The organism is Pseudomonas sp. Sample_24 (assembly GCF_004307605.1).
GTDB lineage: Bacteria > Pseudomonadota > Gammaproteobacteria > Pseudomonadales > Pseudomonadaceae > Aquipseudomonas.
This window is the reverse complement of the sequence record NZ_RCNW01000082.1, coordinates 1-26,972: the sequence shown is the minus strand read 5'-3', so window position 1 is coordinate 26,972 and position 26,972 is coordinate 1. Positions and strand designations below refer to the sequence as shown.

Here is a 26,972-nt window from a genome sequence, read left to right as displayed (position 1 = left end):
ACTTTCGCAATGGCACTTACCCGATCCCGATGCCCAATGGCATGGGGGTTGAGGCGTCCGGCGTGGTCCAGGCCATCGGCGAGGGGGTGACCAATGTCCAGGTGGGGGATCGCGTCACTTACACCGGTTTCCTCAACACCCTCGGCGCCTACAGCACCGAGCGCCTGATCCCGGCCGCACCGTTGATCAAGCTGCCGGAAACCATCAGTTTCGAAACCGCTGCCGCCATGACCATGCGCGGCCTGACGTCTTCGTACCTGATGCGCCGCATCTACGACTTCAAGGAAGGCGATAGCATTCTGCTGCATGCCGCTGCCGGTGGTGTGGGCCTGATCGTTTCGCAGTGGGCCAAACTGCTGGGCCTGAACGTGATCGGCACGGTCTCGACCGAGCAAAAGGCTGAAATCGCCCGGGCTCACGGTTGCGACCATACGATCAATTACAGCCATGAAGACGTTGCCGCTCGCGTTCGCGAACTGACCGACGGTGTGGGCGTCAACGTGGTGTTCGACAGCGTTGGCAAGAACACCTTCATGGGTTCGCTGGATTCGTTGAAACCCCGTGGCCTGATGGTCTGCGTGGGTACGGCGTCCGGGCCGATCCCGGCCTTCGACCCGGTGATGCTGGCGATGAAAGGTTCGCTGTTCCTGACCCGTCCGGCTCTGGCCAACTACATCAGCGACCCGGCGGAAAAGGCCGAGCTGGCCGGTGAGTTGTTCGACCATGTCGGCAGCGGCCGGATCAAGATCGAGATCAACCAGCACTACGCCTTGCAGGATGCGGTGCAGGCGCACCGTGATCTTGAATCGCGCAAGACTACCGGCTCGTCGATATTCGTCATTTAAGGAGCTGCCAGCCATGAAAGTCGAACAATTGACCTGCAGCATCGGTGCCGAGCTCATCGGCGTAAACCTGGCCGACGCGGTGCACGACGACGGTCTGTTTGCCGAAATCCGTGCCCAGCTGCTCAAGCATCGAGTGGTGTTCCTGCGCGATCAGGACATCACTCGCGCCGAGCACGTGGCTTTTGCCCGGCGCTTCGGTGAACTGGAAGATCATCCGGTGGCCGGCAGTGATCCGGAGCATCCCGGGCTTGTGCAGATCTACAAGAACCCCGACCAGCCGATGGACCGCTACGAAAACGCCTGGCACACCGATGCCACCTGGCGCGACGCCCCGCCGATGGGTTGCGTGCTGCGCTGCGTGGAGTGCCCGCCGGTGGGCGGCGATACCATGTGGGCCAACATGGTTCTGGCTTACGAAAATCTGCCGGATGATGTGAAAGTGAAGATCGCCGACCTGCGCGCCCGTCACAGCATCGAAGCCAGTTTCGGCGCGGCCATGCCGATCGAGAAGCGCCTGGCGCTGAAGGCGATGTACCCGGACGCCGAGCACCCGGTGGTGCGCACGCACCCGGAAACCGGCGAAAAGGTGCTGTTTGTCAATGCCTTCACCACTCACTTGAGCAATTACCACACCCCTGACCGGGTGCGTTTTGGCCAGGACGCCAACCCTGGTGCGGGCGAGTTGCTGCGTTACCTGATCAGTCAGGCATATATCCCTGAGTATCAAGTGCGCTGGCGCTGGAAGCCCAACAGCATCGCCATCTGGGACAACCGCAGTACCCAGCATTACGCCGTCATGGATTACCCGCCGTGCCATCGCAAGATGGAGCGCGCCGGGATCATCGGCGACAAGACTTACTGATCCACCGCCTCTGCATTCGCTCTCGTAAACACGCCTGCCCGGCGCGACCCCGGGTGGGCGGGACAATCATAAGAACTGGAGTAAACCATGCAATTCTTCGACGATTCCCTGCACCCCGAAAACATGGAAAAAGTGGTTATCACCGTGGCCCCGTACGGCCCGGAGTGGATGCCCGAAGATTTCCCGGAAGACATCCCGCTGACCATGGACGAGCAAATCCACAAAGCGGTCGAGTGCTATGAAGCCGGCGCCACGGTCCTGCACTTGCACGTGCGGGAACTGGACGGCAAAGGGTCCAAGCGCCTGTCGAAGTTCAACGAACTGATCGCCGGTGTGCGTGCCGCCGTGCCGGACATGATCATTCAGGTCGGCGGCTCGATTTCCTTCGCCCCGGAAAGCGACGGTGAAGCGGCCAAGTGGCTGTCCGACGACACCCGCCACATGCTGGCCGAGCTGACGCCGAAACCGGATCAGGTCACGGTGGCGATCAACACCACCCAGATGAACATCATGGAACTGCTGTATCCGGAATACCTGGAAGGCACTTCCCTGGCCAATCCGCTGTATCAGGCTGCCTACAGTGAAATGACCGTGCCGGCAGGTCCGGCCTGGGTCGCCGAACACCTCAAGCGCCTGATGGCCAATGGTATTCAGCCGCACTTCCAGTTGACCGGCATGCACGCCATGGAAACCCTCGAGCGCCTGGTGCGCCGTGGTGTCTACAAAGGCCCGCTGAACCTGACCTGGATCGGCATCGGCGGTGGTTTCGACGGGCCGAACCCGTTCAACTTCTTCAACTTCATCCACCGCGCGCCGGACGGTTGCACCCTGACCTCCGAATCGCTGCTCAAGAACGTCATGCCGTTCAACACCATGTCGATGGCCATGGGCATGCACCCGCGCGTGGGCAACGAAGACACTATCATTGATCACAAGGGCGAGCGTTTCGGCTCGGTGGCGCAGATCAAGCAAACCGTGCGCATTGCCCACGAACTGGGTCGCGAAATCGCCACGGGCAAAGAAGCCCGTGAGATCTATCGCATCGGTGTGCAGTACGACAGCATCGAGGAAACCCTGTTGGCCAACGGCATGGCGCCCAACCGCAAGGCCGGGCAGAAAGGCGTGCCGCAACGCGGCTGACCGACACGGCGAGCGAGCGGCCGTGACCGCTCGCTCGACGCACTGCTACACGCTTGATAACAACAATAAAACAAAGCTTTGAGGAGGCTGCATGGCCTTTCACCCAATCGCCGACGATGACGACTCCGGTGGAGTCGTTGTTGCGCGTAAATATGCCTGGATCGTCTTTGCCCTGACGTTTGGCCTGTTGATTTCCGATTACATGTCGCGCCAGGTACTGAACGCGGTGTTCCCGCTGCTCAAAAGCGAGTGGGCGCTGAGCGACGGCCAGCTCGGCCTGCTCAGTGGCATCGTTGCGCTGATGGTCGGGCTGCTGACGTTTCCGCTGTCGCTGATGGCCGACCGTTTCGGCCGGGTCAAGAGCCTGGCGCTGATGGCGATGCTCTGGAGTCTCGCGACCCTTGGCTGCGCATTGGCCCAGGATTACCAGCAGATGTTCATCGCGCGTTTCATGGTCGGCGTCGGCGAGGCAGCCTATGGCAGCGTCGGCATCGCCGTGGTGATTTCGGTGTTTCCGAAACACATGCGTGCCACCCTGGCCAGTGCCTTCATGGCCGGTGGCATGTTCGGCTCGGTGCTGGGCATGGCGCTGGGCGGGGCCATCGCCGCCAAACTGGGCTGGCGCTGGTCGTTTGCCGGCATGGCGCTGTTCGGCCTGGTGCTGGCGATGCTTTATCCGCTGATCGTCAAGGAAGCACGCATTGCGCCGCAACGCGCCGCCAAGGCTGTCGCGGTGGTCAAGCGGCCGTTGCGCACGTTGTGGTCCAGCCGTTCGGTGGTGGCGACCTACGTCGCCAGCGGCTTGCAATTGTTCGTCGGTGGCACGGTGATGGTGTGGATTCCCAGCTACCTCAATCGCTACTACGACATGCCCACCGACAAGGCTGGCGGCATGGCGGCGATCATCGTGTTGTGCAGCGGCGCGGGGATGATCCTGTGCGGCATGCTCAGCGATCGCCTGTGCCGTCACTCGCCGGAGCGCAAAGTCAGCCTGGCCATCGGTTTTTGCCTGGGCAGTTGCCTGTTGTTGTCAGCAGCATTTGCCTTGCAAGCAGGGCCGTTGCAACTGGCGCTGATCTGCCTGGGCATGTTGATCGCCACCGGCACCACCGGCCCATGCGGCGCGATGGTTGCCAACCTGACGCATTACTCGGTCCACGGCACGGCGTTCGCCACGCTGACCCTGGCCAACAACATGCTGGGCCTGGCACCGGGGCCGTTCATCACCGGCCGGGTGTCCGATCTCATCGGTTTGCATGCCGCGTTTCAACTGGTGCCGCTGGTCAGCCTCGCGGCAGCAGCGGTGTTCTTTTATGCCAAGTGTCATTACCACAAAGATATTGCCCGCCTTCAGGGTCAGAGCGTGCCTGACCCCGTTCGTGAAGCCGGGATAGAGGTGAAGTTGTGAGTCGTCGTTTACGTATTGATGTGTTTTTCGATTTCATCTGCCCCTGGTGCCTGATCGGCAAACGCCAACTGGAGCATGCACTGGTGCAGTTCCGCAGTCGTCATCCGGATGTGCAGATCACCACGGCGTGGCACGGTGTGCAGTTGCTGCCGCAGTTGCCGGTGGAGGGTGAGCCATTCGCCGATTTCTACCGCAAGCGCTTGGGCAATGCCGACGCCATGACCATGCGCCAGGCCCAGGTACAGGAGGCTGCCAGGGCGGTTGGACTGGCGATTGATCTGAGCCGCATCGAAACGATGCCCAACACTGCCGACGCCCATCGCTTGTTCCAGCGTGCCACGGCGCTGGGCAATGCGGCTCAGCGTGAAATGTTGCTTGAACGCCTGTTCGCCGGCTATTTCCAGAGACGCGAAAACCTCGGTGATCGCGAGACCCTGCTCGCCATTGCCCGCTCTTGCGGCCTTGACCCGGACACCCTGGTCGACTGTCTGAAAGGAGACGCCACACCGTTTGCAGCGCCACCGGAGGCGACCAGTGGTGTGCCGAGTTTCCAGTTCGACCAGCGCGTGACCGTCATCGGTGCACAACCGGCCCAGGCGCTGCTCGGGGCGATGAACGAAGCCCTCAAGCACAGTGAGCGCGAGCGGCAGCCGGCATGACCCGGCGCATTCCCGTACCTGCTGGCAAACACCCGCAGGCCGGTGGCCGTGCGCTGTTCGAATTCGAAGACAAAAGCCTGGCGTTGTTCAACGTCGACGGGCAGTTGTTTGCCATCGACGACAGCTGTCCGCATCAGGGCGCCTCGTTGTGCGGCGGGCGGCTTGAGGGCTGCGTGATTCAGTGTTGCGCCCATGGCCTGCGATTCGATCTGCGCAGCGGCTACATGCTCAATTCCACGCTGGTCAAAGTCACCCACTACCCGGTCGAGATCATCGACGACCAGGCGTTTATCGTCATCACTTGCGAGGAGTCCGCGCCATGAGCGCCATCGCTCTCACCCGTATCCACAGTCGCACTCGCGAACTGGCGCCGGGGCTTATCGTCAGCCTGATCGTGGCGGCCGCCGCGTCGTTCCTGTCCGAGCATTACGGTGCGCCGGTCATGCTGTTTGCCTTGCTGCTGGGCATGGCCCTGAATTTTCTGGCCGATGACGGCCCGTGCAAGGCCGGTGTCGAGTTCACCGCCCGCACAGTGCTGCGCATCGGGGTCGCACTGCTGGGCATGCGCATCACCCTGGAGCAAATGGCGGCGCTGGGCTGGAAGCCGATTGCGCTGGTGGTGATTCTGGTGGTGGTGACCATTGGTGTGTCAGTGATCGCGGCCAAGGCGTTGGGCTTCCAGCGCCTGTTCGGCATGCTGACCGGTGGGGCGACGGCGATCTGTGGTGCTTCGGCGGCGTTGGCGCTGGCGGCGGCGCTACCCAACCATCCGCAAAAAGAGCGCGCTACGTTATTCACGGTGATTGGTGTCTCGGCGTTGTCGACCCTGGCAATGATTGTCTACCCGATGATTGCCAACTGGCTGGAGTTGTCGCCGCAGGTGGCAGGTGTATTCCTCGGCGCGACCATTCACGATGTCGCGCAAGTGGTCGGCGCCGGTTACAGCATGTCCACCGAAACCGGTGACACGGCCACGGTGGTCAAACTGATGCGCGTGGCGATGCTGCTGCCGGTGATCGTCACCGCCGCGATGATCACCCGCATGCAGGGCGCCGACCCGACCGGCAAGCGCCCGCCATTGCTGCCGTGGTTTGCCGTCGGTTTCCTGATCCTGGCCTGCATCAACAGCACCGGCTGGGTGGCGCCGGCGGTGCAGGGCTCGGTCAATGAACTGTCGCGCTGGTGCCTGGTGGTTTCCATCAGTGCCCTGGGCATGAAGACCCGCTTGAAGGAGCTGGCAGCGGTCGGGATCAAGCCGATTTTGCTGATGGTGGGGGAGACAGTATTCCTCGTCGTGCTGGTGTTGTTGCTGCTGCGCTGGGGTTTCTAGGATTCACACAGAGCGCTCGATGCAACCAGCCACGAAACCCGTAGGAGCAAGGCTTGCCCGCGATAGCGCCGGGTCAGGCGCCATTGATGCCGGATGTGCCGGCCTCATCGCGGGCAAGCCTTGCTCCTACAGGGAGAGGGTTGTTTATCGAGTTTTCGGACAGCCACAGAGAAATGAATGCTGATTTCGCTCTTTGCGGCGACCGTGCCAGCGGTCGCCGTTTTTTTTTGCCTGCTGTCAGGACGGTTTCTGTTTCTGCGCCCGCCACGTCGCCGGCGGCATGCCGAACTGGCTGATGAACCACCGCGTGAACGAACTTGCCATCGAATAGCCGAGCATGTCGGCAATACGGCTCAGCGAGTAGTTCGGGTTGTCCAGATAACGCAGCACCAGATCGCGGCGCACATCGTTGATCACGTCGTTGAACGCACAGCCGTCGTCCTTGAGGCGACGTTGCAGGGTGCGCACGTTCATGCCCTGGCTCTGCGCGACTTGCTCGATGGTCGCGCGCCCCATGGGCAGCAGCAGGTAAATGGCTTTGCGCACTTCGAACAGCATCGAGGTGCCATCGTGGCTTTGCAAAGAATCGAGATAACTTTGGGCGTAGCGGGCCATGGCCGGGTCGGCGTTGGGGTTGGTCATGTCGAGGCTGGCATCTGAGCAGACGATGCCGTTGAACTCACTGCCGAACTCCAGGGTGCAGCCGAACAGCCGGCGATGCAGTTGCAGGTTGTCCGGTGCCTTGTGCATGAAGTTGACGCTGTACGGGTGCCAGTGCGAACCGAGCAGCGCCGCGCACAAGCGGAACATCACACCGATGGCCAGCTCGGTGGCCTGGCGGCTGGGCATCGGCGTTTCGGTGACGACTTCTTCGCGGATGATCACCATCTTGCCGGCCTCTTCAATGAAGATCGCCAGCGAATCGTTCATCAGGTGCCGGTAATGCACCACCACCTGCAAGGCATCGCGCAACGTGCGCTGATGGCTGAGCAACAGGCTGACCACGCCGAAGTCCGAAAGCTGGCGCGACTCGGCCATGCTCAAGCCGAACGTCTGGCAACCACTGGCGGCGGCCGAGTCTTCCAGCAAGCGTACGGCGGCGTCGATCGCAATGCGATGCTCGGGGGCTTGCAATTGCGCCCTGCTCAGGCCGACGGCGACCAACACATCGCGCGGGTTGAATCCCAGGTACTGGGTGACCTCCAGGTAGTTGGTCAGTACAGCAGCGCGAACAAGCTTGGGCATGCGTAGGTCTTCCCTGGGCCGATGGCTTCTTTTTCTGATGGGCGGGCGTGGCGACTATATCCAGCGCATCGACCGTTGAACAGTTGTCTTGTTGGCGATGGACATCACGCTGGCGGGCGTTGAATCAGCGCTGCTTGCGCGAGCAATCCAAGCTCATCCGTTGATTACAGTGACCCTGCGCCAACCTGTGGGGTTATTCGACCAGCGGTCGAGGCGATAAAGTGTCGGACAATTTGTCATCAAAAGAAAAGTGCCTGACGTCCAATGTAAAGCGCCTCGAGTGGGCGCTCTTTAATGTCGACCCTACAAAAAGCCTCTGGCGAAAACAGCCAGTCGAGATATCGAGAAAGCGAAGGTGTTGACCGTGGACAAATTGCAAACTGCCGCCACCGTTCTGATCGTACCGGGCCTGCGCGAGCACGTTGCCGAGCATTGGCAAACGTTGCTGCAAGCCAAGCTCGCCAAGGTACGCAGCGTCCCGCCGCTGGAGACCGACAAGCTCGACTGCGGTGCCCGCGTACGGGCTATCCAGCACGAACTGGAGCAGATCGACGGCCCGGTGATTCTGGTAGCCCACAGTGCCGGCGTGCTGATGGTCGCGCATTGGGCGGCGCAGTACAGCCGTCCAATCAAGGGCGCATTGCTGGCCGCGCCACCGGACCTCGATGCAGTCTGGCCGGCCAACTATCCCTCTTCGGAAACACTCAGCAACCAAGGCTGGAATCCTCTGCCACAAGGCCCGCTGCCATTCCGCAGCATCGTGGCCGGCAGCACCAACGATCACCTGGCCAGTTTTTCCGCCGTGACCCGCATGGCTGAAAACTGGGGCGCCGAATTGCTCGATCTGGGCGATGTCGGCCATCTCAATCCGGCCGCAGGATTTGGCCACTGGGCGCAAGCCGAGGCACTGATCCTGCGATTGGACCAATAAAACAGGACCGCTAATACAGGAACCGGCAGGCATCACGTCAGCTGGCATTTGCCCTCACTCCTGAAAACGCAGACCCGAAGAGGAATGCGCGAGGGCGGCTGCGCTTAAAACAAATACAAAAAGGCGGAGACAACGCAATGCACAACAACAAGAGTCACGGGTTCACCGCATCACGCTACACATTGCTGGCCTCGGCCATTCTCGCGGCAACGGTGCCGATGGCCCATGCGGCCGAGATCGAGACAGGTAACCCGGACTGGACCGTTCGCCTGGATAACACCGTCAAGTACAACTATGGCGTGCGCACCGAAAGTGCCGACAAACGCATGTTGGCTACGCCAAACAACAACGACGGCGATTACAACTTTCGCAAGGCCGGCACCAACATCACCAACCGCGTCGACCTGTTGACCGAGATGGACGTGGTCTACCAGAACCACATGGGCTTTCGCGTCAGTGCTGCCAGCTGGTACGACAAGGCGTACGAAAACACCGGTTCCAATTCCAACCCGTTCGTCAACGGCAACGGTTCGACCTCGGGCCTGATCGCCAACGACCCGCGCCTGGCGGGTGTCACCCGGGACAACGTCGGCACCGGCAGCCCGCACCTGAGCAACTACGCGCAGCGCTACTACACCGGCCCGTCCGGCGAAATCCTCGATGCCTTCGTGTTTTACAGCACCGAAGTGGGCGAGGAGTCGATACTCAGCGTCAAGGCTGGCCAGCACAACGTGTTCTGGGGCGAGACCATTCTCAACCCGGTGCACTCGGTCAGTTACGGCCAGTCGGGCCTCGACCTGGCCAAACTCGCCGCATCGCCGGGCACCGAAGCCAAGGAACTGTTCGTCCCGCGCAACCAGCTGTCGATGTCGTTCACCGTCAACCCGGAGTTGACCGTCGGCGCCCAGTACTTCCTCGATTGGGATGAGGCGCGCCTGCCGGAAGCGGGCACTTACTACGGCGGTTCCGACCTGGTCGGTTTCGGTGCGCAATCGTTCCTGCTCGGCAACACCAACGCCGTGGTTCCGGGCAGCCCGCTTGGTTGTGGCCTGGCGCCGTGCAACGGTTTGACCAACGTTCGTCGCGGTCATGACCTGACGCCGGACAAGCGCGGTGACTGGGGCGTCATGGCCAAGTGGTCGCCAGCCTGGCTGGACGGCACCCTCGGCGTTTACTACCGCGAAACTTCGGAGATCCTGCCGCAAGCCTGGCTGGACGCCCGTGGCCTGACCTCGGCCAACCCCAACGGCACCCGCCCGGCCGGTCAAGTGCCTGCGGTGATCAACACCCTCAACTCGCTGAACACCGCCACCTATCAGATGGCCTACGCCGACAACATCAAGATCGTCGGCCTGAGCCTGTCCAAGGATGTCGGCGGTGTGAGTGTGGGGTCGGACCTGAACATTCGCCACAACATGCCGCTGGCCAGTATTCCGGCGATCGTCAGCACCAACAGCCCGTTGGGCCTGGGCCAGGGTCTTGGCTTGCTGCCGGCGCGAACTGCTGCCACGGGTGTGATTTATGACACGCCGGAAAAGGGCGACAGCATGGCTGCCACCGGCGACACGCTGCATTGGACGATCAATGGCCTGATGACCATTGCCGATACGCCGCTGTTCGATTCGGCAACCCTGCTCGGCGAGTTGTATTACAGCAACCTGCTCAAGCTCGATAGCAAGAACGAGGCGCTCTACAAAGGCAAGGACAGCTATCGCGGCATCGACGCACCGACCCGGGACAACTGGGGCATCGCGGTCAACTTCACCCCGACCTGGTACCAGGTGTTCCCCGGTGTTGACCTCAACGCGCCGATGTCTGTCAACGTCGGCCTCGATGGCGTGTCACCGGTCTCCGGTGGCGGTGCCAAAGACACCGGCAACTACGCCATCGGCCTCGGTGCCGTTGTGTACAACAAATACTTTGTCGACCTGAAGTACGTGGACTCCTTCGGCAAAACCGACAAGTGCAATGTCAGCGGCGTAAGCACCGGCCCGACCGGTGGCGACGGCTCTACGCCGAACGCCTTCAGCGGCAACGAAAACTACGCCTGTTACGCCGGTGGCTACTCGGCCTTCTCCGGAGGTGGCGCAACGACTGAGGACCGTGGCGCCGTTTACCTGACGATGAAAACCACTTTTTGATTCACCACTGATTTGCTCAATGCAAGCAGGAGAATAACAAGATGAAATTCGCACAAACCGTGTTGGCCGTTTCGCTGGCCATGGTCCTGGCCGCTCAGGCACAGGCCGCTGTTTCAACCCAGGAAGCCGCCAAGCTGGGCAGCAGCCTGACGCTGGTCGGCGCTGAAAAGGCCGGGAACGCTGATGGTTCCATTCCGGCCTACAACGGTGGCCTGACCACGCCACCGGCCAGTTTCAAATCCGGTGACAGCATGCGCCCGGACCCGTTTGCCAGCGAAAAACCGCTGCTGGTGATCGACGGCAAGAACGTCGATCAGTACAAGAACCTGCTCAGCGCCACCACCGTTGAACTGGCCAAGCGCTTCCCGACGTTCCGTGTCGATGTGTTCCCGACTCACCGTACCGTCTCGCTGCCACAGGCCATTCTGGACAACGGCGTGAAGAACGCCAGCGGTGCCAAGTCCCTGGAAAACGGCCTGGCCATCGACAACGTGCTGCCGGGCGTACCGTTCCCGATCCCTCAGTCGGGCAACGAAGCGATGTGGAACTTCCTGTTGCGTTATCAGGGCGTGAGCATCAACTCCAAGTACGACTCCTGGAACGTCGACTCCGCGGGTGTGCCGAGCCTGGCGACCACCGGGCAGGCGTTCATTTCCTACCCGATCTACGAAAACCTCTCGCAGCCGATCAGCAGCGCCGACGTGTACTACCAGATGAAACTGTCGTACACCGGCCCCGCGCGCCGAGCAGGCGAAGCGGTGATGCTCAAGGACGCCGCCAACCCGCTGCAACAACCACGTCGCGCCTGGCAATACCTGCCGGGTCAGCGTCGGGTGAAACTGGCGCCGAACCTGGCTTACGACACACCGAACCCGGGCACCGCCGGTGCGGGCACCTACGATGACGTGTTCGTGTTCAACGGGGCGCTGGATCGCTACGACTGGAAGCTGGTGGGCAAGCAGGAAATGATCGTGCCCTACAACACCTACAAGCTGACCTACGCCCAGGATCCGAAGTCGCTGACCACCGCCAACCACCTCGCGCCGGACTTCGTGCGCTGGGAAAAACACCGTGTATGGGTGGTCGAAGGCACGCTCAAGGCCGGTGCCCGGCACATCTACGCCAAGCGCCGCTTCTACCTCGACGAAGACAGCTGGAGCGCTCTGGCCTCTGACCAGTACGACGCCCGTGGTCAACTCTATCGCGGCTCCTTCGCCTTCCTCAGCCAGAGCTACGACAAGCAGGTGCCGGACTCCACGCCGTTCATGATCTACGACCTGGTGGGCGGTTCCTACAACATCAACGGCGTCGTCGGCCCGTACGGCGGCATCAAGTACATCGAGCCGCTCTCCAAGGCGCAGTGGTCGTCGGAATCCCTGGCCGGCGCCGGCATTCGCTAAGCCTGTGGGAGCGAGCAGGCTCGCTCCCACAACAGCATGAACGTCGGGCACACGCCTGTGTGTCCCGGCGCGGCTTTCCGAAGAGGACGCGGTATGTGTTCGTATAAAAACTGCTTGCAGCTGGCGTTGGGCGTAGTGCTCGGCGTATTACAGGGCGTCACCCACGCCACCGATTATGTCGACGTGCTGGACCTGCCCGCCAGGGTCAGCGCCTTGGCCATCAACAGCCCGTTGTCCGGCATGGCCCGCGCCGGTGAGCGCGTGATTGCCGTCGGCCAGCGAGGCCATATTCTGTTTTCCGACGATGCCGGCCAGCATTGGCAACAGGCCGCCGTGCCCGTCAGTGCCGATCTCACAGCGGTGAATTTTCCGACCACCACCCAAGGCTGGGCGGTGGGCAATGACGGCGTGGTGCTGCACAGCAGCGACGCCGGCGCGACCTGGCACAAGCAGCTCGACGGCCGCCAGATCGGCGACATCCTGGTCAAGCACTACACGGCACTGGCCAGTGCCGAACCGGCCAACGAGCAGTGGCCATTGCTGGTGGCCGAGGGCGAGCGACTGGTCGAGCAAGGCGCGGACAAACCGCTGCTCGATGTCTGGTTTGCCAATGACAAAGTCGGTTATGTGGTCGGCGTATTCAACCTGATCCTGCGCACCGAAGACGCTGGCCAGAGCTGGACGCCCTATCAGGATCGCACCGACAACCCGCAAGGTTTCCACCTCAACGCCATCGCGTCGACTGGCGACGCGTTGTACATCGCGGGCGAACAAGGCCTGTTGCTCAAATGGGATGACAAAGGCCAACGCTTCGCTGCTGTGCCAACGCCTTATCAAGGCAGCTTCTTCGGTGTGCTCGGCAAGCCGGGCGAAGTACTCGTCTATGGCTTGCGCGGCAACGTCCTGCGCAGCACCGATGGCGGCCACAACTGGAGCGCCCTCGACAGCGGCCTGCGCGTGAGCATTACCGCTGGGCTGATCGATGCCCGTGGCAATTACCGCCTGTTCACCCAGGGCGGGCAGATGCTGGTCAGCCAGGGCACGGGCGCGCAATTGCGCCTGCTGCGCCAACCGGTGCCGACACCGGTCGCCGGTGCTACCCAGTCCGCCACTGGCGCGTTGGTGGTCGCGGGCAGCCGTGGCGCCCAGACGCTAGCCCTCGAACCCTAAGAGCGAGAACCCAGACATGGGCAATATCAAACAAGACGCCATGCCGGTCATCCGCGAGCTGCGGGATTTCGATCGACACTCCGGCAACCTCCTCGAACGGCTGGTGTTCAACTACCGCCCGCTGTTCATGCTGCTGATGGCGCTGGCGACCGTGGTGCTGGGCTTCATGGCCGTGACCCGCCTTGAACTGCGCCCCAGCTTCGAAAAAATGATTCCGCAGAGCCAGCCGTACATTCAGAATTTCCTGGAAAACCGCCAGTCATTGCGCGGCCTGGGCAACTCGGTACGGGTGGTGGTCGAGAACACCCAAGGCGATATTTTCGACCCCGCGTACCTCGACGTGCTCAAGCAGGTCAACGACCAGTTGTTCCTCACCGAAGGCGTCGACCGCGCGTGGATGAAATCGCTGTGGAGCCCGGCAGTGCGCTGGACCGAAGTCACCGAGGACGGTTTCCAGGGTGGCCCGGTGATGCCCGATACCTATTCCGGCCAGCCGGAGCAAATCGAGCAGTTGCGCCAGAACATCTCCCGCGCCGGCATCGTCGGCAGCCTGGTCGCCAGCGACTTCAAGTCGAGCATGTTGATCGTACCGCTGTTGGACAAAGCCGCCGCGGGTGGCCAACCGATCAACTACCACGCGTTCTCGCAGATGCTCGAAGAGCAGTTGCGCGACAAGATCGAATTCGCCGGCGACAGCGCCGCGCGTAAATCCGGGGAGGAGGGCAAGGGCCAGTACAAGGTGCGGGTGATCGGCTTCGCCAAATTGATGGGCGACCTGATCGACGGCCTGATCCAGGTAATGATGTTCTTCGGCCTCGCCGTGATCACCTCGCTGGCGATCATCTACGCCTATACCCGTTGCGTGCGCAGCACCTTGCTGGTGGTCGGCTGCTCGCTGATCGCGGTGGTCTGGCAACTGGGCATCGTCGCCTGGCTCGGTTATGCCATCGATCCGTATTCGGTGCTGGTGCCGTTCCTGATCTTCGCCATCGGCGTGTCCCACGCCGCGCAGAAGATGAACGGCATCATGCAGGACATCGCCCGTGGCACCCACAAACTGATCGCCGCGCGCTACACCTTCCGCCGCCTGTTCATCGCCGGTGTTACCGCGTTGCTGGCCGACGCCGTGGGTTTTGCGGTGTTGATGCTGATCGACATTCCGGTGATCCAGGACCTGGCGATCACCGCCAGCATCGGCGTCGCGGTGCTGATCTTCACCTCGCTGCTGCTGATGCCGGTGGCGCTGTCTTACGTTGGCGTCGGCGCCAAAGCAGCCGAGCGCGCCCTGAAAATCGACAACCGCGCCGAACACCACAAAGGTTTCGGCAAACTGTGGGACCTGCTCGACCGCTTTACCACGGCCAAGTGGGCGACCGGTGCAGTATTGGTCGCGGTGCTGATGGGCATCGGCGGCTTCATGGTCAGCCTCAACCTGAAGATCGGCGACCTCGAAAGCGGTGCGCCGGAGCTGCGTGCCGACTCGCGCTACAACCGCGACAACGCCTACATCACCCAGCATTACGCGCTGTCCAGCGACCTGTTCGCGGTGATGATCAAGACCGCGCCGGAAGGCTGCCTGAACTACAAGACCCTGGTGCTCGCCGATCGCCTGGCCTGGGAGCTGCAACAGTACCCGGGCGTGCAGGCGACGACGTCGCTGGTCAACGCCGTGCGGCAGATCACCGCCGGCACCTATGAAGGCAACCCCAAGCTCAACAGCATCCAGCGCAACCAGGACGTGCTCAACTACGCCGCGCAGCAGGCCTCGGTCAACTCGCCGGAGCTGTTCAACAACAACTGCTCGCTGATGCCGGTGATCACCTTCCTCAAGGATCACAAGGCAGAAACCCTGGACGCCGTGGTGGCGATTGCCGACAAATTCGCCAAGGAAAACAGCACAGAAGATCGGCAGTTCCTGCTGGCGGCCGGCAGCGCCGGCATCGAAGCGGCGACCAACATCGTCGTACGCGAAGCCAATCGCACCATGTTGCTGTACGTCTATGCAGCGGTGACGCTGTTCTGCCTGATCACCTTCCGCAGCTGGCGCGCCACGCTGGTGGCGCTGTTGCCGCTGGTGCTGACCTCGATCCTCTGTGAAGCGCTGATGGTCGCGATGGGCATCGGTGTCAAGGTCGCGACCTTGCCGGTGATCGCCCTCGGCGTGGGCATCGGCGTCGACTACGCCTTGTACCTGCTCAGCGTGCAATTGCACTTCCAGCGCCAGGGCTTGCCACTGTCCCAGGCCTACCGCAATGCGGTGTCCTTCACCGGGCGGGTGGTCGGGCTGGTGGGCATCACCCTCGCGGCGGGCGTGGTGTGCTGGGTCTGGTCACCGATCAAGTTCCAGGCCGACATGGGCATCCTGCTGACCTTCATGTTCCTGTGGAACATGCTCGGCGCGCTGATCCTGATCCCGGCGTTGTCGCATTTTCTGTTGCGCGAACGGGTGCCGCAAACGGCGCCTGTCATGCCGGCCGAAACCACCGAAACCACTGAACGTCCCGGCATGCCCAATGCCCTGACCACTTCCGAGTAAGCCAACAATGTCTGAATACAAAGCTCCCCTGCGCGACATGCGCTTCGTACTCAACGAGGTTTTCCAGGTATCCCGGCTGTGGGCCAAGTTGCCTGGCCTGGCCGACGTGATCGATGAACAAACCGCTGCCGCGATCCTCGAAGAGGCCGGCAAGATCAGTGGTGAAGTGGTGGCGCCGTTGAACCGCGCCAGCGACGAACAGGGCTGCACCTGGAACAACGGCGCAGTCGGCGCAGCGGACGGATTCGCCGAGGCCTATCAGGCGTTTGCCGAGGGTGGTTGGGTCGGCGTCGGCGGTGATCCTCAATTCGGCGGCATGGGCATGCCCAAGGCGATTTCGGCGCAGGTCGAAGAGATGGTCAACTCGGCCAGCCTGTCGTTCGGTCTGTACCCGATGCTCACGGCCGGTGCCTGCCTGTCGATCAACGCCCACGCCAGCGAAGCGCTGAAAACCAAATACCTGCCGAACATGTACGCCGGCACCTGGACCGGTTCGATGTGTCTGACCGAAGCCCATGCCGGCACGGATCTGGGGCTGATCCGCACCCGCGCCGAGCCGCAGGCTGACGGCAGCTACAAGGTCAGCGGCAGCAAGATTTTCATCACCGGCGGCGACCACGACCTGACCGAGAACATCATCCATCTGGTGCTTGCACGCCTGCCCGATGCGCCGGCAGGACCGAAAGGCATTTCGCTGTTCCTGGTGCCCAAGGTGCTGGTCAACGACGACGGTTCATTGGGCGAACGCAACGCGCTGTCTTGTGGTTCCATCGAACACAAGATGGGCATCAAGGCTTCCGCTACGTGCGTAATGAACTTCGATGGCGCGACAGGCTGGATTGTCGACGCACCGAACAAAGGCCTGGCAGCGATGTTCACCATGATGAATTACGAGCGCCTGGGCGTGGGCATTCAAGGCCTGGCGCAGGGCGAGCGTTCCTACCAGAACGCCGTCACATACGCCCGTGATCGCCTGCAAAGTCGTGCGCCGACCGGGGCGCAATTCAAGGAAAAATCCGCCGACCCGATCATCGTCCACCCCGATGTGCGCCGCATGCTGCTGACCATGAAAGCGCTGAACGAAGGCGGTCGCGCATTCTCCAGCTACGTGGCCCTGCAACTGGACACCGCCAAATACAGCGCAGATGAAGCCACCCGTAACCGCGCCCAGGAACTGGTGGCCCTGCTGACGCCGGTGGCCAAGGCTTTCCTCACCGACATGGGCCTGGAAACCACCTTGCACGGCCAAATGGTGTTCGGCGGCCACGGCTACATCCGCGAGTGGGGCCAGGAGCAACTGGTGCGTGACGTGCGCATCACCCAGATCTACGAAGGCACCAACGGCATCCAGTCCCTTGACCTCGCCGGGCGCAAGATCGTCGGCAGCGGCGGGGCGCTGTACCGGTTGTTCGCCTCGGAGATCCGCAACTTCACTGCCAACGCCTGCGCCGATCTCAAGGAGTTCACCCAGCCACTGAACGCCGCCGTCGACACCCTCGACGAACTCACCGCATGGCTGCTGGACCGGGCGCAAAGCAACCCGAATGAAATCGGCGCGGCCTCGGTCGAGTACCTGCACGTGTTCGGCTACACCGCGTACGCCTATATGTGGGCGCGGATGGCCAAGGCGGCCATGAGCACCCATTCCACTGACGACTTCTACGTCAGCAAACTGGCCACCGCGCGCTTCTACTTTGCCCGTGTGCTGCCGCGTATCCACTCGCTGAGCGCATCGGCCAAGGCCGGCAGCGAATGCCTGTTTGCGATGCAAGCCGAGCAGTTCTGAAAGGACAAGGAACCCCGACATGATGGCGACAAAAATAATTCCACCCGCCGAAGGCGCTTACGCCTACCCCTTGCTGATCAAGCAATTGCTGCTGTCCGGCGTGCGCTATGAACCGGGCCGGGAGATCGTCTACGCCGACAAACTGCGCTACACCTACCAGACGCTCAACGAGCGTATCCGCCGCCTGGCCAATGCGTTGACGGCGGCCGGGGTCAAGGCGGGCGACACCGTGGCGCTGCTCGATTGGGACAGCCACCGCTATCTGGAGTGCTTCTTCGCCGTGCCGATGATCGGCGCGGTGCTGCACACGGTGAACATTCGCCTGTCACCGGAGCAGGTGCTGTTCACCATGAACCACGCCGAGGATGACGTGGTGCTGGTGCATGATGATTTCTTGCCGCTGGTCGAACAAATCCACGGTCGACTGCAAACCGTAAGAGGCTACCTGCAACTCACCGATGACGAAGCGACTGCCACCTCGTTGCCTGTTTTGGGCGAATACGAGCACCTGCTGTCCGAGGCATCCGAGCAATACGACTTCCCCGACTTCGACGAGAACTCGGTGGCGACCCTGTTCTACACCACCGGCACCACCGGCGACCCGAAAGGCGTGTACTTCACCCATCGCCAATTGGTCCTGCATACCCTGAATGCCGTCGGCACCCTGGGCGTGTACCAAGGCCAGCCGCTGCTGCGCTCCGACGACGTATACATGCCGATCACGCCGATGTTCCACGTGCATGCGTGGGGCGTGCCGTATGTCGCAACGCTGATGGGCATCAAACAGGTTTACCCCGGCCGCTACGAACCCAACAGCCTGGTGCGCTTGTATCGCGAAGAGAAGGTTACGTTCTCCCACTGCGTGCCGACCATTTTGCAGATGATCCTCAACTGCGAGGAAGGCAAGGCGACCCGTTTCAACGGCTGGAAAATGCTCCTCGGTGGCAGTGCCCTGACCCTCGGCATCGCCAGCGAAGCCTGCGCCAAAGGCATGCACGTGCACGCCGGTTACGGCATGTCGGAAACCTGCCCGTTGCTGTGCCTGACTTACCTGCGTGATGAAGACCTCGCGCTGTCACGCGAAGCGCAGTTGCCGATCCGCATCAAGACCGGCACGACGGTGCCGATGGTCGACTTGAAAATCATCGATGCCAACGGCAACGACGTCGCCCACGACGGCGAATCCCTGGGTGAAATCGTGGTCCGGGCGCCGTGGCTGACCCAAGGCTATCTGAAGGAGCCGGCAAAAGGCGCCGAGCTCTGGGAAAACGGTTGGCTGCACACCGGCGACATGGCCTCCATCGACACGCTCGGCTGCGTGGAAATCAAGGACCGCATCAAGGATGTGATCAAGACCGGCGGCGAGTGGATCAGCTCCCTGGAACTGGAAAGCCTGATCAGCGAACACCCGGCGGTGATGTCGGTCGCGGTGGTGGGTATCGTCGATGAACAATGGGGCGAGCGCCCCATGGCCATGGTCGTCAGCGAGCCGGGGCAATACCTGGATCGCAAGATGCTGGAAACTCACTTGCAAGCTTTCGTCGACGGCGGCCGTATCAACAAATGGGCAATCCCCAAGCAGTTCAAGTTCGTCGCCGAAATCCCCAAGACCAGCGTCGGCAAGATCAACAAGAAACTGATCCGCGAAAGCGAAGCGAACTAAGCGCTACATCCTCGGCCGTGGCATGGTCGAGGGCATGCGTTGTTGCGGCGGGATAATCCTGCCGCTGCCTCCGTTGGCGGACGGCCGCGCCTGATCGTCCTGACGGCTGTCGTGGCAGGACGAACCGCTGATGGCCACGGCCACGGCGAACAGGAGAGGCGCGAGCAAGTGCTTGGACATGGGGATTTTCCAGTGCCGGGTCATTGCAGCTTAATCGCTGTTACGCGCCTGCCACGTTCCGTTGGTCCGGCTTCCGGTTGGCGATTCTTGTGCCAAGCTGTTCGGATGCCAATCCGCCTGCCGCCGCCAGGAAACCCAGCACATGAAACTCATCCACACGTCGCACATCCGTCGAGAGTTCTACAAAGCCGTCGGCTACTCCCTTCGAATCGTCTGGCCGATTCTGTCCACCATGCTGGTGGTCATCGTTATATTTGGCCTGATCATCAGCCACCTGGAAGGCTGGGACCCGTTCGACGGCATCTATTTCGGTTTCGTGACAGGCTTGACCATCGGCTATGGCGAATTGGTGCCGAAACTGCCGTTGTCGCGGCTTTTGGCAATATTGCTGGGCTTCAATGGCGTGCTGCTGACGGCGATTTTTGCGGCAATCAGTGTCAGGGCGATTGAAATTGCCGTGCGTGTGACAGGCGCAGACAAGTAACGGGTTCAACCCACCCCTGTGGGAGCGGGCTTGCCCGCGATGGCGTCAGTCCAGTCGACATTAATGTTGAATGTGATGGCCTCATCGCGGGCAAGCCCGCTCCCACAGGTTTTGCAGTCAATTTCCAGGGATCGGCAGGCTAAGCCTCCCAACCAGCCCCACTCACCGCGGCCTGCACCAGCGGGTGCAAGTCCGCGCCCTTATGCTCCGTCTGCCAGGCCAACAACTCCTTGCGCATGCTCGGCGCCCAGAACATCTGCAGATGATTACGCACACTGAGCACGGCCTGCTCCTGGTCCGGTTGAGTGGCGAAGTACTGGGCGATCTGGTTGGCCATCTTGATCAGGTTGTCGGTGCTCATCGGCGTACCTCCGCTTTATCGCCACGGGCCTTGCGGCGGTCCTTGAGCAAGCGGTCCTGTTCGTCGCTGAATGCCTGGAAGCGTTTTTGCCACTCCGAAGGGTGATAAACGCGGCTGACTTCGACGGCCGTAACCTTGTACTCCGGACAGTTGGTGGCCCAGTCGGAGTTGTCGGTGGTGATCACGTTGGCCCCTGATTCGGGGAAGTGGAACGTGGTGTACACCACGCCCGGCGCAACCCGTTCGGTAATCTGCGCACGCAGCACCGTCTGCCCGGCGCGGCTGCCGATGCCGACCCAGTCACCTTCGTTGATGCCACGGCTCTCGGCGTCGGTCGGGTGGATTTCCAGGCGGTCTTCATCATGCCAGGCAACGTTCTCTGTGCGCCGGGTCTGGGCGCCGACGTTGTACTGGCTGAGGATGCGCCCGGTGGTCAGCAGCAGCGGATAACGCGTGTTGACCTTCTCTTCGGTAGGCACATAACCGGTGAGCATGAAGCGCCCCTTGCCGCGCACGAACTGCTCGATGTGCATGGTCGGCGTACCGTCAGGTGCCGCGGCGTTGCATGGCCATTGCAGGCTGCCGTGGCGCTCGAGTTCGGCGTAGCTGACGTTGGTGAAGGTCGGCGTCAGGCTGGCGATTTCATCCATGATTTCTGACGGATGCCGGTAATTCATCGGGTAGCCCAACGCGTTGGCCAGCGCCACAGTGCCTTCCCAGTCGGCCTTGCCACCCAACGGCTCCATGACCTTGCGCACCCGCGAGATGCGCCGTTCGGCGTTGGTGAAAGTGCCGTCCTTTTCCAGGAACGAACTGCCCGGCAGGAATACGTGGGCAAACTTGGCGGTTTCGTTGAGGAAAATGTCCTGCACCACCACGCATTCCATGGCCGACAGCGCCGCGGTGACGTGTTGAGTATTCGGATCGCTCTGGGCGATGTCCTCGCCCTGGCAATACAAACCCTTGAAACTGCCGCCCAGCGCGGCCTCGAACATGTTGGGGATACGCAGGCCCGGGTCGGGTTGCAGGGTGACGTTCCACGCCTGTTCGAACTGGGTGCGCACTTCCACGTTGGAGACATGCCGGTAACCAGGCAGTTCGTGGGGGAACGAGCCCATGTCACAAGAGCCCTGCACGTTGTTCTGCCCGCGCAACGGGTTCACGCCTACACCTTCGCGACCGATGTTGCCGGTGGCCATGGCCAGGTTGGCGATGCCCATCACCGCGGTGCTGCCCTGGCTGTGCTCGGTCACCCCCAGGCCGTAATAGATCGCCGCGTTGCCGCCTGTGGCATACAGCCGCGCTGCGGCACGAATGTCGGCCGCGGGCACGCCGCAGATGGCGCCCAGAACTTCCGGCGAGTTGTCCGGGCGGCTGACGAATTCGCGCCAATTGGCAAAATCGCTGCCTTCGCAACGGGCGTCGATAAAGGCCTGATTGAGCAGCCCTTCAGTGACGATCACGTGCGCCAAGGCATTGAGCATGGCGACGTTGGTGCCCGGGCGTAGCGCCAGGTGCAGCTCGGCGCGGGCATGCACCGAGTCCACCAGATCAATGCGCCGTGGATCAATCACAATCAACCGTGCGCCTTCACGCAGGCGACGTTTGAGTTGGGAGGCGAATACCGGGTGGGCATCGCTGGGGTTGGCGCCCATCACCAGGATCACATCGGCCTGCATCACCGAATCGAAACTCTGGGTGCCCGCCGATTCGCCAAGGGTTTGTTTCAGGCCATAGCCAGTCGGCGAGTGACAGACCCGCGCACAGGTGTCGACGTTGTTATTGCCGAACGCGGCGCGCACCAGTTTTTGCACCAGGTAGGTTTCTTCGTTGGTGCAGCGGCTGGAGGTGATGCCACCGATGGAATCGCGGCCGTATTTTTGCTGCAACCGACGGAATTCGCTGGCGGCGTAGGTCACCGCCTCATCCCAACTGACTTCCTGCCACGGGTCGTTGATGTGCTTGCGGATCATCGGCTTGGTGATGCGATCCGGGTGGGTCGCGTAACCCCAGGCAAAGCGGCCCTTGACGCAGGAATGGCCGTGGTTGGCCTGGCCGTTCTTGTCCGGAACCATGCGCACCAACTGGTCGCCTTTCATCTCGGCGCGGAACGAGCAGCCCACGCCGCAATAGGCACAAGTAGTGATCACGCTGTGTTCGGGCTGGCCCATTTCGACCACGCTTTTTTCCATCAGCGTCGCAGTAGGGCAGGCTTGTACACAGGCGCCGCAGGACACGCATTCCGAATCGAGGAAGTTATCCCCACCGGCAGCGGCCACACGGGATTCAAAACCGCGCCCGGTAATCGTCAGGGCGAAGGTGCCCTGGGTTTCTTCGCAGGCGCGCACGCAGCGGTTGCAGACGATGCACTTGCTCGGGTCGTAGTCGAAGTAGGGGTTGGAGGTGTCCTTCACGTCCTCCAGATGGTTCTCGCCTTCATAGCCGTAACGCACTTCCCGCAGACCAACCTGGCCGGCCACGGTTTGCAGCTCGCAGTTGCCGTTGGCCGAGCAGGTCAGGCAGTCCAGCGGGTGATCGGAGATGTACAGTTCCATGACATTGCGCCGCAGCGTCGCGAGCTTCGGCGTCTGGGTGTGCACGCTCATGCCTTCAGTGACCGGCGTGGTGCAGGACGCCGGGTAACCGCGCATGCCATCAATTTCCACCAGGCACATGCGGCAAGAGCCGAAGGCTTCCAGGCTGTCAGTGGCGCAGAGTTTGGGAATGGTGGTGCCGAGCATTGCAGCGGCGCGCATCACCGAGGTGCCTTCGGGCACGCTGATGCTACGGCCGTCGATGCTCAAGGTGACTTGCACCTGGCTGTCGCGGGCCGGTGTACCCAGGTCGATATCGGTTTTCGGGTCGAAGAGAGTGATCATTGCTCGGCCTCCGAGGGCTGCAAGCCGAAGTCGGCGGGGAAGTACTTGAGGGCGCTGACCACCGGGAAGGGAGCCATGCCGCCCAACGCGCACAGCGAACCGTATTGCATCGTGTCGCACAGGTCCTTGAGGATGATCACCTGCTCATCGCGGACACTTTGGTCCGATGCGGCGAGCATGCGGTCGATCACCTCGACACCGCGGGTAGAACCGATGCGGCACGGCGTGCATTTGCCACAGGATTCCTCGGCGCAGAACTCCATCGCAAAACGCGCCATCTGCGCCATGTCCAGACTGTCATCAGCCACCACCACACCACCGTGACCAAGCATCGCGCCAATGGCGGCGAAGGCTTCGTAATCCAGCGGCGTATCGAATTGCGACGGCGGCACCCAGGCGCCGAGCGGCCCACCGACCTGCGCAGCCTTCAGCGGCCGACCACTGGCGGTACCGCCACCGTAATCTTCAACCAACTCCCGCAGGGTCAGGCCAAAAGCCCGTTCCACCAGTCCACCGTGACGAATATTGCCCGCCAGCTGAAAAGGCATGGTGCCGAGGGAGCGGCCCATGCCGTAATCGCGATAGAACTGCGCACCCTTGGCCAGAATCAACGGCACCGAGGCCAACGTCAGCACGTTGTGCACCAGGGTCGGCTGGCCGAACAGCCCCTTCAAGGCAGGAATCGGCGGCTTGGCGCGCACGACCCCGCGCTTGCCTTCCAGAGAGTCCAGCAGCGCGGTTTCCTCACCGCAGATGTAGGCACCGGCACCGACCCGCACTTCCATATCGAAGGCCTGACCGCTGCCGCCAACATTGGCGCCCAGGTAACCGTTCTCCCGGGCAATCTGCAGCGCGTTGCGCAGGGTGGCCACGGCATCCGGATATTCTGAGCGCACATAGATGTAGCCGTAGGTGGCGCCGACGCACAGGCCGGCAATCGCCATGCCTTCGATCAGCAGGAAAGGGTCGCCTTCCATCAGCATGCGGTCGGCAAAGGTGCCGGAGTCGCCTTCGTCGGCGTTGCACACGATGTACTTTTGCGCCGCTTCGGTCGCCCGCACCGTGCGCCATTTGATCCCGGCGGGGAAAGCCGCGCCGCCACGGCCACGCAGGCCTGAGTCGAACACTGCCGTGGCAGTTTGCTCGCCGCCGATGGCGACGGCTCGGTTCAAACCTTCGAAACCGCCGTGGGCCCGGTAATCCTCCAGCGACAGCGGCTGGGTGATGCCAGCGCGGGCAAACAACAGGCGCTGCTGAGTTTTCAGATAAGGCAACTCCTCCACCAGGCCCAAGGCCAGTGGATGCTTTGAAGGTTCGTCTTTTATCGAATCGAGCACAGAGGGCACATCGTCAGCGGTCAAAGGGCCGAAGCCCATACGACCTTGCGGGGTGTCCATTTCCAGCAGCGGTTCCAACCAGTACAGGCCACGGGAACTGGTGCGCTGCAACTCCAGCGGCAGATTGCGTTCCTGGGCTTGAGTGATCAGGGCCGTGGAGACCTCGTCGGCACCCACTGCACGGGCCAGCGAATCACAGGGCAGATAAAGAGTCGGCATCACGCGTCCTCCCGGCAAGCGTCAAGCAAGGCATCGAGACGCTCGGCGCTCAGCCGCGCATGCACCCGACCATCCAGCTCCAGCGCCGGCGAACAGGCGCATGCCCCAAGGCAATACACCGGCCGCAAGCTGATGCTGCCATCGGCACTGCTGCCGTGGTCGTCCAGTTGCAGGCGCTCACGCAACTGCGCCGCCAACTGCTCGGCGCCACGGCTCTTGCACGACTCGGCCCGGCACAGCCGCAGGATATGCCGCGCCGGCGGCGCAGTACGGAAGTCATGGTAAAAACTGATCACCCCACGCACCTCGGCCTGGCTCAGGTTCAGGGCATGGGCAATCTCGGGGACGGCGACATCGGGGACGTACCCAATACGCTCCTGAATATCATGAAGAATAGGCAACAGCGCACCCGCAGAGCCCTTGTGGCGCTCCAGCAAACTGTTGACCACCGGCAGGTGCAACATCTCATCAGGCATTCAGCAATCCTCACGGTCACGGACAAACCAGATGGCTGTCGGTCGTCCGAAAGTGTCGGCTGCGGCACTCACACCACGTCACGGTATCGTGGCAATTCAGGCCGTTGGCCAGGGCACCCTGAGCGGGCATCTTGTTGTGCCCGGCACGGTCTTCGCCGCACCTCAACTGGGCATAAAAGGCAGCTTGCCACGCCGCTATTGATTGACCTGCACCAAAGCGACGTGCTCGGTTCTGCCTACGACCTCTTATTGAGTCTAGATGAGAGTGGCGCGGGGGCATTGACCCATGGACGTGCGCGCCTGATGTCTATCGGGCGCGCACGCCAAATGTAGGAGCGAGCCTGCTCGCGATAGCGCCAGCCGAACCACCACCAACCTCGAAGAAAAAGGTAGTGACGCCGGAAACATCCTACATCCCGCCAGCCATTACAAAATAGGAAAGGTCCGAATCGTCAGTTTAACGATATCCGAATGAGCGAATACTCGTTCCGAAATACGTAAATTCTCTCCTGTAAGTTTGATAAACAACTACTGCAAGGAACGGTCACATGGCGTTCGACGCTTACGTCAAAATCGAAGGTATTCCAGGCGAAGCGCTTGATGACCAACACAAGGACTGGATAGAAATTACCGGGTACAGTTTCAGCACTCACCAGGAAGCCTCGTCTACCGCCAGTTCCGCAGGCGGTGCCTCATCGGGGCGCACGACCGTTAGCGACTTCACATTCACCAAGAATCTGGACAAGTCCAGTTGCAAGCTCATAGAGGCCAGTTGCGCAGGGGACCATCTAAAAGAAGTCGTCCTGACCCTGCATCGCGCTGGAGGCGAGAAGCAGAAGTACTTCGAGGTTGTGCTGGAAGAAGTCATCATTTCAAGTTACGCACAAGCCGCAAATGAAGGTGTACCTACCGAAAGCATCAGCTTGAATTATGGGCGGATTAAAACGATCTATATCCAGCAAAAAAGAACGGACGGTGCTGGCGGAGGTAATGTGGCGGGTGGTTGGGATCGCATCAGCAACAAAAAATACTGCTGAGGTGTCATCCATGCCAGAAACCTATAGTTTTATAAATTCCAGAATGCAACCTTATTCCTATTTGAAATCGACCTTGCAGCTTGGCAAGAATTCGATGTCAAAATTCGATGTGTTGAATGCACATGTTGTCAATTCGGTGGTGCTGCCGGGCGAGCTGATAATTGTAGGTGATAATTCAACGCCTTCGTGTACGGCCGAAGAAGCGTTCTATATGAAGAAAGCGCTTGAAATTCACTTGGCACTCATGGCCAATGGAATGCAGGGTGATGGGTTTTTAGTAGAGAATCATGAACTCATAACAAGAGCGCTTGGGTATTCATCTATTGGAATAGGTAGCGTTGGCAGTGCTTGGAGTAAGCACCTTGATGGTATCAAGCAAACTCTTGAAGAGATCGAAGCGGCTCATCGTTATCATATTAGAAGTGGGACGGCTCAGGCTCGAAATGATTTCTTGACGAAGCGCGAGCTGTTATTTAAACAGCTCGATGATCAGCTGAAAGGTTTTGCCAAATATGGCTCAGGCTTACGCAATCAAGGCTCGATACGAAATATGATTGAGATGTCCAAGCAAAGCTATTTACATTCAGGAGTGATAGCAGGTTACGCAGAAACTATTAGCGGCGTGGCGAGAGTTTCGAATATCCTGAAAAAGGGTACGTACTTAGGTGTCGGTTTGAGTGTAACTGCTGCTGGGGCCTCTATCTACGCTGCATGTACGACTGGGCGCGAAACGGAATGCAGGAAGGCAAAATATGTTGAGGGTAGTAAGTTGTCTGGAAATATTATTGTTGGGACCTTCGGAGGAACTATAGCGAGCGGTGCGGCTGCGATGGGTTGCGTTGCTGTACTTGGCTTAGCCACCGGAGGCCCTGGCGTCTTAGCT

Annotated in this window: 24 protein-coding genes; 18 read left to right on the top strand and 6 right to left on the bottom strand. The window is 61.2% G+C overall.

The window, feature by feature from the left end:
* The 7 genes from D8V06_RS03910 to D8V06_RS03880 all read left to right on the top strand — a co-directional run.
* Nucleotides 1-845: quinone oxidoreductase (locus tag D8V06_RS03910; protein ID WP_130930477.1), on the top strand; the 845-nt coding region annotated here is incomplete at its 5' end.
* Between the two features lie 13 nt (nucleotides 846-858).
* Nucleotides 859-1,707, top strand: coding sequence for a TauD/TfdA family dioxygenase (locus tag D8V06_RS03905; protein ID WP_130930476.1), 849 nt, complete (start codon nucleotides 859-861; stop codon nucleotides 1,705-1,707).
* Between the two features lie 87 nt (nucleotides 1,708-1,794).
* A complete protein-coding gene (locus D8V06_RS03900) occupies nucleotides 1,795-2,847 on the top strand; it encodes a 3-keto-5-aminohexanoate cleavage protein (RefSeq protein WP_056855131.1) in 1,053 nt (350 codons plus the stop codon).
* A gap of 91 nt (nucleotides 2,848-2,938) precedes the next feature.
* A complete protein-coding gene (locus tag D8V06_RS03895) occupies nucleotides 2,939-4,255 on the top strand; it encodes an MFS transporter (protein WP_130908093.1) in 1,317 nt (438 codons plus the stop codon).
* Nucleotides 4,252-4,914: a DsbA family oxidoreductase gene (locus D8V06_RS03890; RefSeq protein ID WP_130908092.1), complete on the top strand. Its 663-nt coding sequence runs from the start codon at nucleotides 4,252-4,254 to the stop codon at nucleotides 4,912-4,914. The genes D8V06_RS03895 and D8V06_RS03890 overlap by 4 nt, the downstream gene beginning before the upstream one ends.
* Nucleotides 4,911-5,237, top strand: coding sequence for a Rieske 2Fe-2S domain-containing protein (locus D8V06_RS03885; protein ID WP_056855134.1), 327 nt, complete (start codon nucleotides 4,911-4,913; stop codon nucleotides 5,235-5,237). Before D8V06_RS03890 ends, D8V06_RS03885 begins: the two co-directional genes overlap by 4 nt.
* Nucleotides 5,234-6,244: a putative sulfate exporter family transporter gene (locus D8V06_RS03880; protein ID WP_056855135.1), complete on the top strand. Its 1,011-nt coding sequence runs from the start codon at nucleotides 5,234-5,236 to the stop codon at nucleotides 6,242-6,244. The genes D8V06_RS03885 and D8V06_RS03880 overlap by 4 nt, the downstream gene beginning before the upstream one ends.
* Nucleotides 6,245-6,481: 237 nt before the next feature.
* On the opposite strand, the gene D8V06_RS03875 is transcribed toward D8V06_RS03880, so the two are convergent.
* Entirely contained in the window at nucleotides 6,482-7,489 is a 1,008-nt protein-coding gene (locus D8V06_RS03875) for an AraC family transcriptional regulator (protein WP_130930475.1), read from the bottom strand.
* 364 nt (nucleotides 7,490-7,853) lie between these two features.
* On the opposite strand from D8V06_RS03875, the gene D8V06_RS03870 reads away from it, so the two are divergent.
* From D8V06_RS03870 to D8V06_RS03840, 7 genes are all read left to right on the top strand, one after another.
* Nucleotides 7,854-8,420, top strand: a complete 567-nt coding sequence (locus tag D8V06_RS03870; protein WP_056855260.1) for an alpha/beta hydrolase — start codon at nucleotides 7,854-7,856, stop codon at nucleotides 8,418-8,420.
* Between the two features lie 137 nt (nucleotides 8,421-8,557).
* Nucleotides 8,558-10,561 carry a DUF1302 domain-containing protein gene (locus D8V06_RS03865; RefSeq protein ID WP_130930474.1) on the top strand — a complete coding sequence of 668 codons (2,004 nt, stop codon included), beginning with the start codon at nucleotides 8,558-8,560 and terminating at the stop codon, nucleotides 10,559-10,561.
* A gap of 41 nt (nucleotides 10,562-10,602) precedes the next feature.
* Nucleotides 10,603-11,961: a DUF1329 domain-containing protein gene (locus tag D8V06_RS03860; protein WP_056855138.1), complete on the top strand. Its 1,359-nt coding sequence runs from the start codon at nucleotides 10,603-10,605 to the stop codon at nucleotides 11,959-11,961.
* A gap of 93 nt (nucleotides 11,962-12,054) precedes the next feature.
* Complete coding sequence (locus D8V06_RS03855) at nucleotides 12,055-13,131, top strand: YCF48-related protein (RefSeq protein WP_130930473.1); 1,077 nt, start codon at nucleotides 12,055-12,057, stop codon at nucleotides 13,129-13,131.
* 16 nt (nucleotides 13,132-13,147) lie between these two features.
* Entirely contained in the window at nucleotides 13,148-15,667 is a 2,520-nt protein-coding gene (locus tag D8V06_RS03850; RefSeq protein ID WP_130930472.1) for an MMPL family transporter, read from the top strand.
* Between the two features lie 7 nt (nucleotides 15,668-15,674).
* Nucleotides 15,675-17,453 carry an acyl-CoA dehydrogenase C-terminal domain-containing protein gene (locus D8V06_RS03845; RefSeq protein ID WP_130905224.1) on the top strand — a complete coding sequence of 593 codons (1,779 nt, stop codon included), beginning with the start codon at nucleotides 15,675-15,677 and terminating at the stop codon, nucleotides 17,451-17,453.
* 19 nt (nucleotides 17,454-17,472) lie between these two features.
* Nucleotides 17,473-19,116 (top strand): fatty acid--CoA ligase, encoded by a 1,644-nt coding sequence (locus D8V06_RS03840; RefSeq protein ID WP_130930471.1) that lies wholly within the window; start codon nucleotides 17,473-17,475, stop codon nucleotides 19,114-19,116.
* Between the two features lie 3 nt (nucleotides 19,117-19,119).
* Here the strand turns inward: D8V06_RS03840 and D8V06_RS30310 are convergent, their stop codons facing one another.
* A complete protein-coding gene (locus D8V06_RS30310) occupies nucleotides 19,120-19,296 on the bottom strand; it encodes a hypothetical protein (RefSeq protein ID WP_156386277.1) in 177 nt (58 codons plus the stop codon).
* Nucleotides 19,297-19,438: 142 nt separating this feature from the next.
* Here D8V06_RS30310 and D8V06_RS03835 point away from each other — a divergent pair, with 142 nt between their 5' ends.
* Nucleotides 19,439-19,780 carry a potassium channel family protein gene (locus D8V06_RS03835; protein WP_130930470.1) on the top strand — a complete coding sequence of 114 codons (342 nt, stop codon included), beginning with the start codon at nucleotides 19,439-19,441 and terminating at the stop codon, nucleotides 19,778-19,780.
* 139 nt (nucleotides 19,781-19,919) lie between these two features.
* On the opposite strand, the gene D8V06_RS03825 is transcribed toward D8V06_RS03835, so the two are convergent.
* The 4 genes from D8V06_RS03825 to D8V06_RS03810 are packed head-to-tail and all read right to left on the bottom strand — an operon-like array spanning nucleotide 19,920 to nucleotide 25,052.
* Nucleotides 19,920-20,141: a formate dehydrogenase subunit delta gene (locus tag D8V06_RS03825; protein WP_056855144.1), complete on the bottom strand. Its 222-nt coding sequence runs from the start codon at nucleotides 20,139-20,141 to the stop codon at nucleotides 19,920-19,922.
* Complete coding sequence (fdhF, locus tag D8V06_RS03820) at nucleotides 20,138-23,020, bottom strand: formate dehydrogenase subunit alpha (protein ID WP_130930469.1); 2,883 nt, start codon at nucleotides 23,018-23,020, stop codon at nucleotides 20,138-20,140. The genes D8V06_RS03825 and fdhF overlap by 4 nt, the downstream gene beginning before the upstream one ends.
* Nucleotides 23,017-24,576: a formate dehydrogenase beta subunit gene (locus D8V06_RS03815; protein ID WP_130930468.1), complete on the bottom strand. Its 1,560-nt coding sequence runs from the start codon at nucleotides 24,574-24,576 to the stop codon at nucleotides 23,017-23,019. The genes fdhF and D8V06_RS03815 overlap by 4 nt, the downstream gene beginning before the upstream one ends.
* Nucleotides 24,576-25,052, bottom strand: a complete 477-nt coding sequence (locus tag D8V06_RS03810) for a formate dehydrogenase subunit gamma (protein ID WP_056855147.1) — start codon at nucleotides 25,050-25,052, stop codon at nucleotides 24,576-24,578. The genes D8V06_RS03815 and D8V06_RS03810 overlap by 1 nt, the downstream gene beginning before the upstream one ends.
* A gap of 31 nt (nucleotides 25,053-25,083) precedes the next feature.
* Between D8V06_RS03810 and D8V06_RS30305 the strand changes: the two genes are divergently transcribed.
* From D8V06_RS30305 to D8V06_RS03800, 3 genes are all read left to right on the top strand, one after another.
* Nucleotides 25,084-25,254: a hypothetical protein gene (locus D8V06_RS30305; protein WP_177434349.1), complete on the top strand. Its 171-nt coding sequence runs from the start codon at nucleotides 25,084-25,086 to the stop codon at nucleotides 25,252-25,254.
* Between the two features lie 346 nt (nucleotides 25,255-25,600).
* Nucleotides 25,601-26,089, top strand: a complete 489-nt coding sequence (locus tag D8V06_RS03805; protein ID WP_056855148.1) for a type VI secretion system tube protein Hcp — start codon at nucleotides 25,601-25,603, stop codon at nucleotides 26,087-26,089.
* A gap of 10 nt (nucleotides 26,090-26,099) precedes the next feature.
* A partial coding sequence (locus tag D8V06_RS03800; protein ID WP_130930467.1) for a hypothetical protein occupies nucleotides 26,100-26,972 on the top strand: 873 nt, incomplete at its 3' end.

What these genes read in the sequence shown, in the direction of transcription:
- D8V06_RS03905 (WP_130930476.1), top strand. Translation starts at nt 859, where the DNA reads ATGAAAGTCGAACAATTGACCTGCAGCATCGGTGCCGAGCTCATCGGC.
- D8V06_RS03900 (WP_056855131.1), top strand. Translation starts at nt 1,795, where the DNA reads ATGCAATTCTTCGACGATTCCCTGCACCCCGAAAACATGGAAAAAGTG.
- D8V06_RS03895 (WP_130908093.1), top strand. Translation starts at nt 2,939, where the DNA reads ATGGCCTTTCACCCAATCGCCGACGATGACGACTCCGGTGGAGTCGTT.
- D8V06_RS03885 (WP_056855134.1), top strand. Translation starts at nt 4,911, where the DNA reads ATGACCCGGCGCATTCCCGTACCTGCTGGCAAACACCCGCAGGCCGGT.
- D8V06_RS03880 (WP_056855135.1), top strand. Translation starts at nt 5,234, where the DNA reads ATGAGCGCCATCGCTCTCACCCGTATCCACAGTCGCACTCGCGAACTG.
- D8V06_RS03875 (WP_130930475.1), bottom strand. Translation starts at nt 7,489, where the DNA reads ATGCCCAAGCTTGTTCGCGCTGCTGTACTGACCAACTACCTGGAGGTC.
- D8V06_RS03865 (WP_130930474.1), top strand. Translation starts at nt 8,558, where the DNA reads ATGCACAACAACAAGAGTCACGGGTTCACCGCATCACGCTACACATTG.
- D8V06_RS03860 (WP_056855138.1), top strand. Translation starts at nt 10,603, where the DNA reads ATGAAATTCGCACAAACCGTGTTGGCCGTTTCGCTGGCCATGGTCCTG.
- D8V06_RS03855 (WP_130930473.1), top strand. Translation starts at nt 12,055, where the DNA reads ATGTGTTCGTATAAAAACTGCTTGCAGCTGGCGTTGGGCGTAGTGCTC.
- D8V06_RS03850 (WP_130930472.1), top strand. Translation starts at nt 13,148, where the DNA reads ATGGGCAATATCAAACAAGACGCCATGCCGGTCATCCGCGAGCTGCGG.
- D8V06_RS03845 (WP_130905224.1), top strand. Translation starts at nt 15,675, where the DNA reads ATGTCTGAATACAAAGCTCCCCTGCGCGACATGCGCTTCGTACTCAAC.
- D8V06_RS03840 (WP_130930471.1), top strand. Translation starts at nt 17,473, where the DNA reads ATGATGGCGACAAAAATAATTCCACCCGCCGAAGGCGCTTACGCCTAC.
- D8V06_RS30310 (WP_156386277.1), bottom strand. Translation starts at nt 19,296, where the DNA reads ATGTCCAAGCACTTGCTCGCGCCTCTCCTGTTCGCCGTGGCCGTGGCC.
- D8V06_RS03835 (WP_130930470.1), top strand. Translation starts at nt 19,439, where the DNA reads ATGAAACTCATCCACACGTCGCACATCCGTCGAGAGTTCTACAAAGCC.
- D8V06_RS03825 (WP_056855144.1), bottom strand. Translation starts at nt 20,141, where the DNA reads ATGAGCACCGACAACCTGATCAAGATGGCCAACCAGATCGCCCAGTAC.
- fdhF (WP_130930469.1), bottom strand. Translation starts at nt 23,020, where the DNA reads ATGATCACTCTCTTCGACCCGAAAACCGATATCGACCTGGGTACACCG.
- D8V06_RS03815 (WP_130930468.1), bottom strand. Translation starts at nt 24,576, where the DNA reads ATGCCGACTCTTTATCTGCCCTGTGATTCGCTGGCCCGTGCAGTGGGT.
- D8V06_RS03810 (WP_056855147.1), bottom strand. Translation starts at nt 25,052, where the DNA reads ATGCCTGATGAGATGTTGCACCTGCCGGTGGTCAACAGTTTGCTGGAG.
- D8V06_RS30305 (WP_177434349.1), top strand. Translation starts at nt 25,084, where the DNA reads ATGGCTGTCGGTCGTCCGAAAGTGTCGGCTGCGGCACTCACACCACGT.
- D8V06_RS03805 (WP_056855148.1), top strand. Translation starts at nt 25,601, where the DNA reads ATGGCGTTCGACGCTTACGTCAAAATCGAAGGTATTCCAGGCGAAGCG.